Here is a 13,971-nt window from a genome sequence, read left to right as displayed (position 1 = left end):
CCGTCCACGCGCACGCCCCCCGGCCCCGTGCGCCGCCGCCTCCGGCCTCACTCCGCCCGCGCCTCGCGGCCGGGGGAGCCGGCGCGGACCGCGGTGAGGGCCACCGTCGTGTAGTGCACCGTGAACCGGCCGCCCGCCGCGTCGATGACGGCGCCGACCTCCGCGAACACCTCCCGCAGCACCTCCGGCGGGAGCCGGGTGTGCCCGCCGGTGGTGGGCAGCTGGTCCAGCCAGGCGTCGCGCGTGTAGACCTGCTCCCAGTCGAAGCGCCACGGCTCCGGCGCGCCGAATCCGCCCGCCTCGCGGATGCCGTCGGCGGCCCTGTCGCTCAGCGCCGCGTACGCGCCGCCGGCCCCGGACGCCCATTGGCGGGCGGCGAGCGAGTCGGGCAGCAGCCGCCGGTAGACCTCGGCGAAGGCGTCGTCGATCCCGGCCGACGGGCGGCCCGCGTTCCAGAACACCGCCAGCCGCCCGCCGGGGCGCAGCACCCGGGCGGCCTGCGCCGCCCCCGCGACCGGGTCGATCCAGTGCCAGGTCTGGGCGGACACCACGGCGTCGAAGGTCCGGCCGGCGGGGTCCCAGTCCTCGAAGGCCGCCACCTCGACGTCGAGCCCCCGCTCCCGGGCCCATCGGGCCATGCGCGGGTCGACCTCCACGCCGAGGACGCTCCGGCCGGCCGCCTGGAACTGGCGGGCCGCGATACCGGTCCCGGCGCCGACGTCGAGGAACCGGGGGCCGGGGCTCTCGGCGACGATGCGGCGCACGAGCGCGTCGGGGTAGCGGGGCCGGGCGCGGTCGTAGAGCCCGGGGTCGGCGCCGAACGACTCGGCGATGGCGCGGGCCCGGTGGGGCTGGGGTTCGGGGGGAACGGAGGGCTCCGGAGTTAGAGTGGGCATGCGCCCACTCTAAATGGGCGGTCGCCCACTCCACAAGTGGGCAGGTGCCCACTCTGGGATCATGGGGCGACGGGCGGACGATAGGGAGGGACGGAGCGATGCCGACGGGCGTGGCCATGCCAGACGCGCGCGAGCAGCTGTTCGCCGCCGCCGAGCGCGTCCTGCTGCGCGACGGGCCGAGCGCGCTGACCAGCCGCGCGGTCACCACCGAGGCCGGCTGCGCCAAGGGCGTCCTGCACCGCAACTTCGCCGACTTCGACGCCTTCCTCGCCGAACTGGTGCTGCTGCGCGCGGCGGGGGTCGACGCCGCGGCGGCCGCCCTGCGCGGCGCGGCGGGCACCGGGACCGTCGCCGGCAACCTCGCCGGGGCGCTGACGGACCTCTTCGGGCCGGTCGCGGTGGCGATCGTCGGCCTGATCACCTCCCGCGACGGCCTGCGCGCCCGGCTGCGCGACGCCCGGCCGACCGGCATCCCGATCCTGGCGGAGGCCACGGCGATGACCGCCGGCTACCTCTCCGCCGAACGCGACCTGGGCCGCCTCCCCGCCGACACCGACGTCGACACCCTCGCACCGACCCTGATCGGTGCCGCGCACCTGCTGTTCGCCGACCGCACGGGCGCCCCGCCGCCGCCCGACGCCCTTCGCAGGATCATCACCGCCACGCTCCCCGGCCCCCGGTGACACCCGCCGCGCGCCGTCGGCGCGCGGCGGGTCGGCCCGTCACCGCTCAGGGACCGGTCACCACGAGATCAGGCCGATGGCGCGCAGCGTGCCGTCGTCCATGTAGTCCTCGACGTCCTGGTTGCCGATCGACAGGTTGACCACCATGAGCCCGACCTGGCGGGGGTCCAGCCGGAAGGCGGTCCCGATGCGGCCGTCCAGGCACACGACCAGGACGCGGTGCGCGGGGTCGCGCATGGCCTCCGCGTCCGCCAGCAGGACCACGTCGTCCGCTTCGTTCAGCACCGCCAGCACCTGCTCCGGGGTGGCGCTCGCGAACGCCGGGTCGTCCACCGCGTCGAAGTAGTCCGCGTAGTCCTCGATGGGGCCGGGGTCGCCCGGGCGGTACACCGCGTCGAGGAGCGCCGCCCAGGCGGCGTCGTCGCCGAAGTCGGTGCGCACGATCGGGTACACGTCCTCCTCCAGGGTGAGCAGGGGCAGCGCGCGCGCCGGGGGCGTGTAGCGGGGCCGGGGGTCGAGCCGCTCCAGGTGGGCGCCCACGGGGTCGGGCAGGCCGGCCTCGATGTCATCGGGGCCGTCGTCCTCCTCGGGCTCCCACTCGGAGTGCACGGACCCCCACTCCGCGAAGTCGTCGAAGACGTAGTCCAGGTCGTGGTGCAGGAGCAGGTAGGTCAGGGCGGCCTGGAGGGGGGTGATCCGGAACACCTCCGCGTCCCCCTCGCCGGCGGTGCGGAACGCCCGCAGCGGGCGCAGCTCCGGGTCGGCGGCGGTCCGGTCGGTGGCCAGCAGGACCAGATCGGGGACCCACGTCCCGTCCGCGCCCAGGGCCGCTCCGACCTCCTCGGGGGTCGCGCCCCGCCAGGCGGGGTCGTCCACCACGACCAGGAGCCGGGGGACGGCCCCCTCCTCCGGGACGGGGGCGGAGGCGGGGGCGCCGTCCGGGGGCGGGGCGACCAGGCCGGGCAGGTCGCCCATGCGGTGCAGCACGTCGCGCCAGGCGTCGTCGTCGTGGTCGGCGCGGACCAGCAGCATGCCGGGCACGCGGTCGTCCCCATCGGCATCGGCCGGGGGGAGGGGCAGGGCGGGACGCATCAGGAGGAACCTCGCAGCAGATGAGGGGTAGGTCCCCCGTTTCTACCGCCCCCGACCGACAAGATCCCCCCGCTCCACCGACCGAAGGCGGGCCGGGCCGCGGCGCTGCCGTGGCGGGGACAGGCGAGGGGGAGCCGCCCGTCCCGGCGGTCGCCGGCGGGGTGGGAGCCGACCTCCTCAGGTTCCGCGGCCGACCGCTTCGGCCCTCACGAAGGGCCCCAGTTCGGCGGCCAGCGCCTCGTCCGAGACGCCCTGCGCCAGGTCGGGACCGCTGCCGCCGGGGTGGACGAGCACCGAGGGCGGGCACGACAGGTCGGCGTCGAGATCGGAGTCCAGGTCGAAGGCGGCCAGCTCGCGGCCGCTCCTGGCCTCGGACACCTCGAACGTGTACGTCGCCGGGTACACGTCACTGGCGCCCGCCCCTTCCCACTCGCAGGTGCCGATCGGCGTATCGCCCCGCTGGCGCAGGTCGGTCAGGCACACGTAGAGCCCTCCCGAGGACACGTCCCATTCGTGGCCCTCCTCGTCATAGGCCCGCCACTCCTCAGGCAGCGAGTACTGGGTGATCCCCGCCGTCTGCAGGTCCCACTCGGGGCTCCAGTCCTCGCCGATGATCACCAGATGCGGGCCGGGCCCCTCGTAGGGAGGGGCTTCCCGGTTCGGCAGCGGCGGCATGCCGATCCCGCAGCCGCTGTCGAAGGGCGTGGGACTCGCCGTGGGCGCCGTCGCCGTCGGGCTCGGCGTCGGCGAAGGCGCCGGCGCCCCCTCACCCGCCCCGGAGCACCCCGGGCAGACCACGAGCACCACGGCGGCCAGACCCAGCACACCCCTGTACGCCATGGGGCCAATACAACCGCACGTGGTCGAACGCTAGGCGCCGAGCGCCCCGGGGGAGCGCCGGTACCGACGGCGGCTCCCACTCGGTTCTCACCCGGAACACGACGAACACCAAGGTCAGGGCGCCACGGTGGCCTCCATGGCGACGACCAACGATCACGGAGGCGCGCCCGGCGGCGCCCCCTCCGGTGCCGGACGGCGCGGAGGGCGACCCGGGCGAGGCCGCCTGATCCCGAGCCGCGCCGCCTCCCGGGTGCGGCGGGCCCGCCGACCGGACCGCGCCCCCGGGGGGGACGGGGGCCGGCGGGCACGCCGGGGCCGGCGTCCCGGGCTACGCCGAACGCGGCCGACACGGCCCGCTGGCCCCGGGACACCGACCCCGCCCGCTCGCCCGGCGCCGACTCCGGCGCCGGGCGAGCGGCGCGGCCGCCGCCTCACGCGACGGCGATCCCCTCCAGTTCGACCATCAGCGCGGGGATCGCCAGCCGGGTCACCCCGAGCATCGTGGTGGGCGGCGCCACCCCGGCGGCGCCCAGCCGCGACGCCAGCACGCCGTAGTGCTGGAACAGCAGGTCGACGTCGGTGGTGTAGACGTTGAGCCGGACCAGGTTCGCGAGGGACATGCCCGCCGCGCCGAGCACGGCCTCCAGGTTGTCGACGCTCAGCGCCACCTGCGCCGCCATGTCACCGGCGTGCCGGGGCGCGCCGTCGTCGCCCGTCGCGGCCTGCCCGGAGCAGTACAGGGTCCGGGTGTGCCCCGCGACGACCTCGCCCTGGTTGAACCCCATCTGCTCCGACCACGCCACCGGGTTGACCGCTGTTCGCTCGATCGCCATATCAGTTCGTTCCATTCGACTCATCGGACATGCCACGTCCCCCGGACCGGCGTCCACCGCCTCCGGGGCCGTGCCGACGAGCCTCCCAACGAATCACGACACCCTTGGTCGTATATCCACCCGAGATCCCGCGCGGACGGGCGGCAGGGGAACCCCGGCGGCACGGCGGCCACCGATCCCGCTGCTCAGGGAGCCGCGCCGCCCCTCGATCCCGGCACCGAGCCGATCGCCGCGCACCGACCACCGGGACCGCCTCGCGACGCCGCGAGGCGTGCGCGGCCCCTAGGATCTCCGGTGTGCGCGCCGACCGGTTGATCTCCCTGGTCCTGCTGCTGCGCCGACGCGGCCGGCTGTCCGCGGCCGCGCTGGCCCGCGAGCTGGAGGTGTCCACCCGCACCGTGCTGCGCGACATCGACGCGCTGTCCGCTGCCGGCATCCCGGTCTACGCCGAACGCGGCCGGCACGGCGGGTTCGTGCTCTCGCCCGACTTCCGGACCGATCTCACCGGGTTGAACCACGAGGAGGCCGTCGCCCTGCTCACCGCCGGGTCGGGGGGCGGCGATCCGGTGCTGGGCCTCGGCCCGGCGCTCGCCTCGGCCATGCGCAAGGTGGTCGACGCGCTGCCCGAGAGCAGTCGGGACACCGCGAGCGACGCGGCGCGGCGGTTCCTCGTCGACCCGGAGACCGACCTGCTCCCGCGCCGGACGGCCGCCGGGGAGCCGCCCGGCGACGCGATGGCCGAGGTGCGGCGCGCCGTGCTCGCCGGGCACAGGCTCCGCATCCACTACGCGGCGGAGGGCCGGGAGCCGCAGTGGCGCACGGTCGACCCGATCGGCCTGGTCACCGTCCGCGAACGTGGCTACCTGCTGGCCACGCGGTCGGGTGAGGACCGCACCTACCGGCTGTCGCGGGTCCTGGCCGCCGAGGAACTCCCCGAGCCGGCGCAGCGTCCGGAGCGGGTCGACCTGGACCGCGTCTGGCGGGAGCGCTGCGCGCGCTTCCTGTCCGGCGCGCGGATCACCACGCTGGTCCGGGTGGCCCCGGAGCGGCGGGAGGAGCTGGTGGGCAGCGCGCTGGCCGTCCGCGCCGAGGAGCCCGACGCGGACGGGCGGCTGCGGCTGGAGGTCACCTTCCAGGACGCGCGGCACGCCGAGTGGGCGGTGTGGCGGCTCGGCACGGACGCCGAGGCCCTGTCCCCGCCGTCCCTGCGCACCACCCTGCGCGACCGCGCGGCGACCCTCGCCGCCCGCTACGCCGCCCCGGCCTGAGGGGTCGGGAGGCCGCCCGCGCGGCGGGCACGGACCGCGGCGGTCCGCAAAGGGCGAGCGCGGGCCGTAGCCCCCGCGCTCGCACGCGGTGAGTCAGGTAACCCGGGGGTCACCCGTCCTGTCCGCCCTGGCCACGGGGGTCGAGGGCCGGGTTGACGGCCACGACACAGGCGACCGGCGGGTCCAACGGGAGGGTCTCGGTCCGGAACCCGGCGAAGCCCGCCTCGGCGCGCAGGTCCTGGAGTTCCACCGCGGCCCGTGCCGTGGTGGCACGGGCCGCGCCCGGACAGCGGGGCTGCGAGGCGAGTGCGATGCGCCCGCCCGGCCTGAGCAGGCACCGGAGATCCCGCAGCCGCTCCGCCGGGTCGGGCCAGAATCCCACGGTGTTGACGGCGAGGACGGCGTCGAAGGGTTCACCGAAGGCCGGGAGCCGTTCCGCCGGGGCCCGAACGAGTTCGACCCGGCCCGCGCGGATGGCGTCCGCGTTGTGCCGGCTCGCCCGGCGGACCATGACCTCGGAATGGTCGCTGCCGTGGACATGGCCCCGGGTGGCGAGCCGGGCCAGCTCGGTGATGGCGAGGCCGGGGCCGAAGCCGACCTCCAGCACCCGGTCGGCGGGCCGCACGTCGAGCAGTGACACCACCCAGCCGCTCCGCCGCCGGTTGGAACCGCGATGTGCCATGACCCAGCCGACCAGACGCCCGCCGACGCCTCGGGGCCGGCCGAACCGCCGAACCACCGTACCGATCACGCGCTGCTTGAACCCTGCCTTCGTCGTCGCCATGCCCCGCAGTCAACGGCTCAGGCTCGAAGTCAACATGCGGCGAGAACGGTCGACGATCGGTGAGTTGGCGCGCCGCACGGGGGTCGCCACCTCGGCCCTGCGCTACTGGGAAGAGCTCGGTGTGCTGCCCGCACCCGCCCGCGTATCGGGCCGGCGGCGCTACGAGCCGTCGGCGGTCGTCCTGGTCGGCGAGATCCTGGTGCTGCGGGATGCCGGCTTCACCCGGAGCGAACTCAAGGCGCTCGCCGTCGCGCGCTCCTCGGGCGACGACGGCCGGCGGGAACTCCACCGGCGCAAGCTCGCGGAGCTGGATCGGCGGATCGCCTCGGCCCAGGCGGCGCGCACCGCCATCGCGCACGCCCTGGACCGCCCGCACGAGGACATCCATGCGTGCCCCACCTTCGGCGGGGTGGTGGCGGCGCGCCTGGCGGGTTCCCTGGCGGAGGCCCACGCGCACTGACCTCCGAAGCCCGCACGAGGGGCCCCGGCCGGGGGGTCAGGCGGGCCGGGAGGTGATCGTGCAGAGGCGCTTGGTGGCCCGGGTCAGGGCCACGTACAGGTCCCTCTCCCCGCCGGGGCGGGCCGCGGCGATCTCCTCGGGGGCCAGGACGACGACCCCGTCGAACTCCAGGCCGCGGGCCTCGGACGCCGGCACGATCCGGGCGTGGTCGGCGACGCCCCGGTCCGCCAGCTCGTCCGCCCTGGTGTCCGCGCAGACCACCCCCAGCAGCTCGCCCGGGTGCGCGGCGCCCTGAGCGCGGAGTTCCCGGACGGCGGCGTCGACCAGCCCGTCCGGGGGCGCGGTCACGGTGCGCGGGCTCGCACCGCTGCGCAGTGACCGCGTGGGCCGCTGGTCCGGGGCGATGCGCGCGAGCAGTTCGCGGACGCTCTGGAGGATCTCCTGCGTGGTGCGGTAGCTGACGGTCAGCTCGTGCAGCTGGAACCGCGGTCCGACGTGGGGGCTCAGCGCCTCCTTCCAGTCGCGCGCCGTCGCGACCGGGCCCGCCTGGGCGAAGTCGCCGACCAGCGTCATCGCCCGCACCGGGCAGCGGCGGACGACCATCCGCCACTGCATGGCGGTCAGCTCCTGCGCCTCGTCGACGACGACGTGCCCGTACGTCCGCGCGGGAGGGCCGTCGATCAGGCTCGCCGCCTCGTCCAGCAGCGGCACGTCGGCGTCGGTCCACGGGTCGTCCGGACCGCGCAGCAGGAGGGACCGCTCGTGCGCGGTCAGGCGGGGCAGGTGCTCGGCGAGCGCGCCGGCGTCCGTCAGGAGCGCCCGCACGAGGTCACCGGGTGCCAGTCGCGGCCACAGCGCCTCGACCGCCCGGTCGACGCCGGCGTCGTGGAGGAGGCCGGCCCGGATGGCGTCCGCGTCCAGCTCATGGGCCGGGCCCGGGTCGGCCGCGCCTTCGGCGCGGCGCCGGGCGGCCCCCGTGAACCGGTCGAGGTCCAGGCCCGTCATCCTGGCGGAATCGGCGTCGATCCGCTCCAGGACGTCGCCGATGTCCCGCTGCATCGCGTCGGTGACGGCGTCGACCAGGAGTTCCTTGAACACCCGGCGCGCGGGGTTGTGCCCCGCTGCGGCCGCCACGGCGGCGTCGCGTGCCGTGGCGACCCGCTCACCGGACAGGTGGACGGTCTCCCGGCCGACCGGCACGGTGAAGTCACCGGCGGGGGCCTGGCGGGTGCGCAGCAGGGCGGCCAGGGCGTCGGCGAGGTCGGCGCCGCCCTTGAGTCGTGCCGTGGCGTACGGGTCCACCGCGTCCGTGGTCACCCCGGCCAGCTCCCGGCAGGTCGTCAGCACGACGTCGTTCTCGCCGAGCGAGGGGAGGACCTGGGAGATGTAGTCGAGGAACCGGGCGTTCGGGCCCACCACCAGGACACCCTCCTCGGCGGCGCGCGGGAACGCGTACAGGACGTAGGCCGCCCGGTGCAGGGCGACCACCGTCTTGCCGGTGCCGGGACCGCCCTGCACCACGGTCACCCCGCGGTGGCGGGAGCGGACGATCGCGTCCTGCTCGGCCTGCAGTGTCGCGACGGCCGCGTGCATCCTGCCGGTACGCCGGGCCGACAGCGCCTCGGTCAACGGGCCGTCGCCCACGACGTCGTCGTCGGTCGGGGCGGACCCGTCCAGCAGTTCGTCGCTCACCGAGACGACCGTGCGCTCCTCGACGCGCAGGTGCCGGCGCCGCCGCAGGCCCATCGGGTGGACCGGTGTCGCCTCGTAGAAGGGCCGCGCCGCGTTGGCGCGCCAGTCCACGAGCAGGGGCAGGTCGTCGTCCTCCGTGCGCAGCCCGATGCGCCCGATGCGCAGGGCCGTGCCGTCCGTCCAGTCGACGCGCCCGAAGACCAGCCCTTTCTCGGCGCCCTCCAGCCGGCCGATCTCCTTGGCCAGGCGCTCGGCGGCGACCTGCCGCTCGTATGCCTCACCGGCGTTCTCCGCCGGGGCCTTCAGCACGCGCGCCCGTTGTTCGCGCGCCTCGGAAAGCCGCTCGGTGAGCAATTCATATAGGGAGGACACGTGATCCCGCTCTGATTCGACCGCGCGCACAGTGGGATCGTTCACATTCGACAACAGATGGCTCCTTCGATTCGCGCCACACCTTACAGCCGGGTTCGCGGTGGGATAAGTCTTGACTTGCCTGACGGGGTTTGCCCTCGTGACCAGGCATCCGGTTCGGCGCCCTCTTCCCGTCGTCGCGAACGAGCGGCCGATGTCGGGGGAGCGGCGTCGGCATTCATGACGGCCGACGGGTCGGCGTATCACGCATTACGCATATCCGCATATCGGTGATCGCACCCCTGGTGTGCACCCGCCTTATCAATAGGCCTGCCCTTGAAGGCCGGCGGCGTTCCGTCGCGCGGGGGAAACGCGCGGGAAAGGGCCGCCCGGGGGTTCGGTGCCGACCGAGGCCGCCCGCCACCGAACCGTGGCGTGCCGTGCGGCACGGCGTTCACGCCCCCTGGAGAACGGGTGCGGCGCCGTCGCGGAGGAAGGCGTACCGTCGCGGTCATGGGCGAGTCGACGGAACACGTGGTCCACCTGGCGGGCAAGGTCAAGAACGGCGTCGCCATGCCGCTGTGCCGTCGGGCGACCGCCGGGGACGTGGTCCGCGACGACCCGGACCGCGCCACGTGCGCACGCTGCCTGGACGCCGCCCGCGCCGACAGGGACGCGGCGGAGCGCTGGTACCGCGATCAGGGGGACCACTACGGCGAGACGCTCTGACCGGCCGCCGGTAGGCCTCGGCCCCTGGAGCCACGGCACCCGCGCGGCGCCGCGCGTATCGCGGCGATCACGCGGTCACCGGCCGCACCGGGCCGTCGACGAGTGAGCCTGGCTGGGAATGGGTGGGCGACATCCACGCGGGGCAGCTCCGGCAGCCCGCCCGGAGGAGAGCGTCGTGAACCTCGCACCGCCGGAGCGGAGCAGATCCTGAGCGTCTCGGAGACCCTGGGCAAGGCCATCGACCACTACGCCCGCCTTCTCCTGGACGCCCTCGACGCCCCGTTCGCCGACCCGGAGGCGGCCCGAAGGCGGCCCACTCGAACCGGCGGAGCGTGCTGAACACCTGTGTCGTCCGGCGCGGTCGCCCCGCGCTTCCGGCCAGGCCCCCGACGGTCACCGTCGGGGGCCTCGGCGTCGTGCCGCTCCTCGGGCGTCACTTCGGACATGCGTACTGGGGGTTCATCACCGCGCTGCGGGGATGAGGCCGGGGGAGGTCATGAAGGAGATGGCCTCCAGGAGCGGCTTGCGCTGGGTGTTGTGGAAGGCGGCGATGCGCCACTGCCCGTCCGCCTCGCGCACGAAGGTCAGGGTCTGCACCTTGGAGGGCTTCCCGGGGGCGCGGCCGCCCTTGTAGGTGTCGCCACGGCCGGTGACCACGGCGGTGTCCGGGCCGTAGAAGCGGATGTCGACGATCTCGTCGGCCAGCTTCGTGCCCTTGAGGTACTTGGCGAACAGGATGCGGTGGCTGCTCACGATCTCGGCCCTGCCGCTGTAGTACGTGCCGACGAACGTGATGTAGGTGGCGTCCTGGGTGAACAGACTGCCGTAGGCGTCGGCGTCGTGCCGTGCCCAGGTCTCCTTGAGCCGGGTCATCACCCCGGTGATCGCCGCCGTGTCGTCTTGGGTGTTCACATCGTCCTCGTGGTCGCTAAGATGAAGCATGCCTGCTTCAAAACATTATCTGCTTTCTTGCAACTATTAGCGTAGGGGGTGTCCTCGGCCGATGGCAACCGAGCCGACCGACGACCAGCACGTGATCATGCGCCGGTACCTCGACGCGGTGGGCCTGCACGGCATGGCCGCCGCCGAAGCCGCCGGTCTCCAGCCCACCGAGTGGTACGCGGTGAGCATCGTCGCGCTGGCCGGACGCATCACCTCCGGCGATCTCGCCGCGCGCGCCGGCCTGACCACCGGGGCGACGACCCGCCTGATCGACCGGCTGGAGAAGGCCGGTTATGTACGCCGCACCGCGGACCCCGCCGATCGCCGACGCGTGGTGGTCGAGGCCGTGGACGACATCTTCCCCGGGATCGAGAAGGTCGTCGGTCCGGCCCGCAGGCACATCGCGGCGGTCCTCGACCGCTACACGCCCGAGCAGCGCGAACTGCTCTTCGACTATTTCGCCCGTGCCGCCCCCGCGTACCGGGCCGCGACCGAAGAGATCCGCGCCAACTCCACCTACCGGCGCCGCCCCGGCCGCAAACGCAACTGAGGCCGAGGCGCGGGACAGACCGCTCGCACCTGCCGTGAGCCCCACCCGCCCATCGCCGCCAAGGCCGCGCACCCCGCTGACCTGCGCCTCGCCCCTTTCGGGCTTACCGCTCCATAGGGAGCCTGGGCGTCCGGCCGTGCGCCTACCAGGCCTGCCCGCCTCCCGCCGGGGCACTTCGCCGCTACTCGCGCGGCTTGTTCGAGCCGGCACTAGGGCACCTCGTTTTGCGGGCTGGATTTACGTAGCGTTGGTAACGTAACTATCGAACAGAAAACGATTGAGGCCAACACTATGAACATCCGAAGGAGGCGGATTCATCACTTCCGATAAGTGAACCTTATCGGGGGCGAGACGCAGCGTCTCGTTGAATTGCGTTGCAACGCTATTCGAGGGGGGTCGGAGTGGGTCGCCCGGGACTCGCGCTACTGGAAGGGGCTGCTCCCCCTGCTGACCGGCGCGTACCGCGTGGTCACCTTCGACGGCCGCGCCCGGGGCAGGTCCGGCACCCAGGCCGCCGAGGCCAACATCGAGTTCAACGAGGTCGTCGCCGGCTTCGCCGAGGACTACACCCGCATCCAGTGCCCGGTGGCGTTCATCAAGGCCACCGGCAAGCACATGGGGCCACCGAGGAGGAGGTCCGCACGATGCGCGCGAACCTCGACCCCATCCTCGCCGCCCACCCCAGCGTCACCGTCTTCGCCACCGTCCCCGCCAACCACAGCCAGATGGTGGCCAAGCACCCCGACACCATCGCCGCGGCCATCAAGGCGGTCGCCGCCCAGGTGCCCCACACCGCCCCCCGCCACTCCCGCAGCCGTCCCCCTGCCGTGGCCGCCCCGTTGGCCGCGCAGGGGGCCTCCCGACATTGGGAGGGCTTGAGGGGTCGAGCCGCCATCAGGTGGTGGCCGGTGGGGACGCCGGCTCCCGGCCCGGCCGGGTTCAGGCGGGGGCGACGACCTCCGCCTGGCAGGCGAAGCACATCAGCGTGTGCTCCACCACCTGGCCCTGCTCGAACCGCTGACCCGACTCGACGGCGTACTCGTCGCACTCGGGACACGTCCACGGGCCGGACTCGCCCTGCCTCGCCGAATCGATGATGTCGTTCCACTCGTCGTCACTCATCCCGGGATCCTACGGCTCTCCGGGACGTCGATCCGGCGGGCGGACCCCGCGATGGCGGGACGCTGCCGGCGGAGCGGTCCGCGCTCGCCGAGGCGGGGGAGGAGGATGCCGGCGGCCGTGCGCACCCCGTAGGCGCACCGGCCCGGGTGACCTGCTTGAATGCCCGGGTGACCCCTGACATCCTCTTCCTCCGCGTCTTCTGCGACCCGGACGGCGGCCACGGCAACGTCCTGGGCGTCGTGCGCGACGGCCGCGCCGTCCCCGACGAGGGGTCCCGGCAGGCCCTGGCCCGGGAACTGGGGCTCAGCGAAACGGTGTTCATCGACGACGCCCAGCGGGGCACCGTGGACATCTACACGCCGGGGGTGCGGCTCCCGTTCGCCGGGTACCCGCTCGTGGGCGTGGCCTGGCTGCTCGGTCTGGAGAGGTTGGAGCTTCCGGTGGGGAGCGTCCCGGTCCGCCGGGCCGACGGCTTCACGTGGATCGGCGCGCGAGCGGAGTGGGTGCCACCGCGCACGCTGCGGCAGTACGCCGACCCGCAGGAGGTCGCCGCGCTGGCGGTGCCGGAACCGGGGGAGTGGGTGTACGCCTGGGCCTGGCAGGACGAGGCCGCCGGGCGGATCCGGGCGCGGGGGTTCCCGGGCCGTGGCGACGGCATCGACGAGGACGAGGCCACCGGAGCCGCGGCGCTCCTGCTCGCCGACCGGTTGGGGCGGGCCGTCGCGGTCACCCAGGGCAGCGGGTCGCTGATCATGGCGGCCCCCGGCTCCGACGGGACGACGCATATCGGCGGACGCGTCCGCGCCGTTGCGGAACCCGCGTACTGACGCCGGGTCATGGCACCCGGGTGCCCGCCCCGGCCGTTGGTAGCGTCACCGGCATGAATCCGGATCGTGTGCTCGAAGCGTTCCGTCGGGAGTGCGGGGCGCTCACCGACGCGGTGTCAGGACTGTCCGAGGCCGAGTGGGGCCTGCCGACACGCTGCACCCCCTGGACCGTACGTGACCTGCTCGGGCACGTGTGCGTCGTGGTCGACTGGCTTCCGGGGATGCTGGACGCGCCGGCCCCGGGCGAGGTCGAGATCTCCGCAGCGGAGTACTACCGCCCGGACGACCGCTTCTCGCCCCGGACCAACGGTGCCCGGATCGCCCTGGCCCAGGACCGGGCGGCGGAGTCGGCCGACGGTCCCGCCCTCGCCGAGGACCTCCGCGCGACCTGGCGGCGGGTGGACCGGCTGTGCCGGGTCGAGCCGGCCGGCCGTACCGTGCGGACGCGCCATGGTGACGCCATGCTCCTGTCGGAGTTCCTGCTCACCCGCGTGGTCGAAGTCGCCGTCCACGGCCTGGACCTGGCCGACGCGCTCGGACGCGCACCCTGGCTCACCCCGTCGGCCGGTGACGCCGTTCTGGAACTGCTCCTCGGCGCGGAGCGGATGGCGGCCCCCGACGAACTCGGGTGGAGCCGGCCGCGCTTCCTGCGCAAGGCCACGGGCCGCGACCCGCTGGACGCAGCAGAGACCGCCCGGGTGGAACGGCTCGGCATCCGCTGGCTCGCCCTGGGCTGACGTCCGCCCCTCGCTGCGACGAGACCATCTCGGGGGAGAGCCGGGGATGGCCGCCGCCGACGTTCGACGTGCCTTCGTGGTGTGAAGACCTGACGGCCGCGCCGCCGGGCGATCCCGGCGCGGGGTCCGCGTCCGTGGCCGTGTGCGTCTCGTGCCCAGTCGAGG

The 13,971-nt window shown here is 74.5% G+C and carries 15 protein-coding genes; 7 read left to right on the top strand and 8 right to left on the bottom strand.

Features of this window, described 5'->3' with window-relative positions; translation table 11 throughout:
• Positions 1-47: 47 nt before the first annotated feature.
• The gene (locus NT8_RS00320; protein WP_067962556.1) at positions 48-896 is read right to left on the bottom strand and encodes a class I SAM-dependent methyltransferase; all 849 of its coding nucleotides are present in this window, start codon (positions 894-896) and stop codon (positions 48-50) included.
• Between the two features lie 98 nt (positions 897-994).
• Here NT8_RS00320 and NT8_RS00315 point away from each other — a divergent pair, with 98 nt between their 5' ends.
• On the top strand, positions 995-1,579 hold the full coding sequence (locus NT8_RS00315) for a TetR/AcrR family transcriptional regulator (RefSeq protein ID WP_067962554.1): 585 nt from the start codon (positions 995-997) through the stop codon (positions 1,577-1,579).
• A gap of 57 nt (positions 1,580-1,636) precedes the next feature.
• Here NT8_RS00315 and NT8_RS00310 read toward each other — a convergent pair whose 3' ends face one another.
• The 3 genes from NT8_RS00310 to NT8_RS00300 form a co-directional block, all read right to left on the bottom strand.
• On the bottom strand, positions 1,637-2,671 hold the full coding sequence (locus NT8_RS00310) for a DUF6924 domain-containing protein (protein WP_084468520.1): 1,035 nt from the start codon (positions 2,669-2,671) through the stop codon (positions 1,637-1,639).
• Positions 2,672-2,848: 177 nt separating this feature from the next.
• Entirely contained in the window at positions 2,849-3,511 is a 663-nt protein-coding gene (locus tag NT8_RS00305; RefSeq protein WP_067962546.1) for a hypothetical protein, read from the bottom strand.
• 431 nt (positions 3,512-3,942) lie between these two features.
• Complete coding sequence (locus NT8_RS00300) at positions 3,943-4,338, bottom strand: RidA family protein (protein ID WP_084468530.1); 396 nt, start codon at positions 4,336-4,338, stop codon at positions 3,943-3,945.
• Between the two features lie 302 nt (positions 4,339-4,640).
• On the opposite strand from NT8_RS00300, the gene NT8_RS00295 reads away from it, so the two are divergent.
• Positions 4,641-5,612: a helix-turn-helix transcriptional regulator gene (locus NT8_RS00295; protein WP_067962543.1), complete on the top strand. Its 972-nt coding sequence runs from the start codon at positions 4,641-4,643 to the stop codon at positions 5,610-5,612.
• 109 nt (positions 5,613-5,721) lie between these two features.
• On the opposite strand, the gene NT8_RS00290 is transcribed toward NT8_RS00295, so the two are convergent.
• A complete protein-coding gene (locus NT8_RS00290; RefSeq protein WP_084468519.1) occupies positions 5,722-6,294 on the bottom strand; it encodes a class I SAM-dependent methyltransferase in 573 nt (190 codons plus the stop codon).
• A 136-nt stretch (positions 6,295-6,430) separates the two neighbouring features.
• Here NT8_RS00290 and NT8_RS00285 point away from each other — a divergent pair, with 136 nt between their 5' ends.
• A complete protein-coding gene (locus NT8_RS00285; RefSeq protein WP_067962532.1) occupies positions 6,431-6,856 on the top strand; it encodes a MerR family transcriptional regulator in 426 nt (141 codons plus the stop codon).
• 36 nt (positions 6,857-6,892) lie between these two features.
• On the opposite strand, the gene NT8_RS00280 is transcribed toward NT8_RS00285, so the two are convergent.
• On the bottom strand, positions 6,893-8,857 hold the full coding sequence (locus NT8_RS00280; RefSeq protein WP_217999035.1) for a HelD family protein: 1,965 nt from the start codon (positions 8,855-8,857) through the stop codon (positions 6,893-6,895).
• 555 nt (positions 8,858-9,412) lie between these two features.
• Between NT8_RS00280 and NT8_RS00275 the strand changes: the two genes are divergently transcribed.
• Positions 9,413-9,628 (top strand): hypothetical protein, encoded by a 216-nt coding sequence (locus tag NT8_RS00275; protein WP_067962526.1) that lies wholly within the window; start codon positions 9,413-9,415, stop codon positions 9,626-9,628.
• A 462-nt stretch (positions 9,629-10,090) separates the two neighbouring features.
• Here the strand turns inward: NT8_RS00275 and NT8_RS00270 are convergent, their stop codons facing one another.
• Complete coding sequence (locus NT8_RS00270) at positions 10,091-10,540, bottom strand: SgcJ/EcaC family oxidoreductase (protein ID WP_217999034.1); 450 nt, start codon at positions 10,538-10,540, stop codon at positions 10,091-10,093.
• A gap of 91 nt (positions 10,541-10,631) precedes the next feature.
• Between NT8_RS00270 and NT8_RS00265 the strand changes: the two genes are divergently transcribed.
• Positions 10,632-11,120, top strand: coding sequence for a MarR family winged helix-turn-helix transcriptional regulator (locus NT8_RS00265; RefSeq protein WP_067962517.1), 489 nt, complete (start codon positions 10,632-10,634; stop codon positions 11,118-11,120).
• 939 nt (positions 11,121-12,059) lie between these two features.
• Here NT8_RS00265 and NT8_RS00255 read toward each other — a convergent pair.
• Entirely contained in the window at positions 12,060-12,242 is a 183-nt protein-coding gene (locus tag NT8_RS00255; protein ID WP_067962511.1) for a hypothetical protein, read from the bottom strand.
• Positions 12,243-12,409: 167 nt separating this feature from the next.
• On the opposite strand from NT8_RS00255, the gene NT8_RS00250 reads away from it, so the two are divergent.
• Positions 12,410-13,069: a PhzF family phenazine biosynthesis protein gene (locus NT8_RS00250; protein WP_245645974.1), complete on the top strand. Its 660-nt coding sequence runs from the start codon at positions 12,410-12,412 to the stop codon at positions 13,067-13,069.
• Between the two features lie 53 nt (positions 13,070-13,122).
• Positions 13,123-13,806, top strand: coding sequence for a maleylpyruvate isomerase family mycothiol-dependent enzyme (locus NT8_RS00245; protein WP_067962507.1), 684 nt, complete (start codon positions 13,123-13,125; stop codon positions 13,804-13,806).
• Positions 13,807-13,971 lie beyond the last annotated feature (165 nt).

This window comes from Nocardiopsis trehalosi NBRC 14201 (genome assembly GCF_001552555.1).
GTDB classification, from domain to species: Bacteria; Actinomycetota; Actinomycetes; order Streptosporangiales; family Streptosporangiaceae; genus Nocardiopsis_B; species Nocardiopsis_B trehalosi.
The sequence above is the reverse complement of the archived record's forward strand: the minus strand, read 5'-3'. Positions and strand labels throughout refer to the sequence as shown.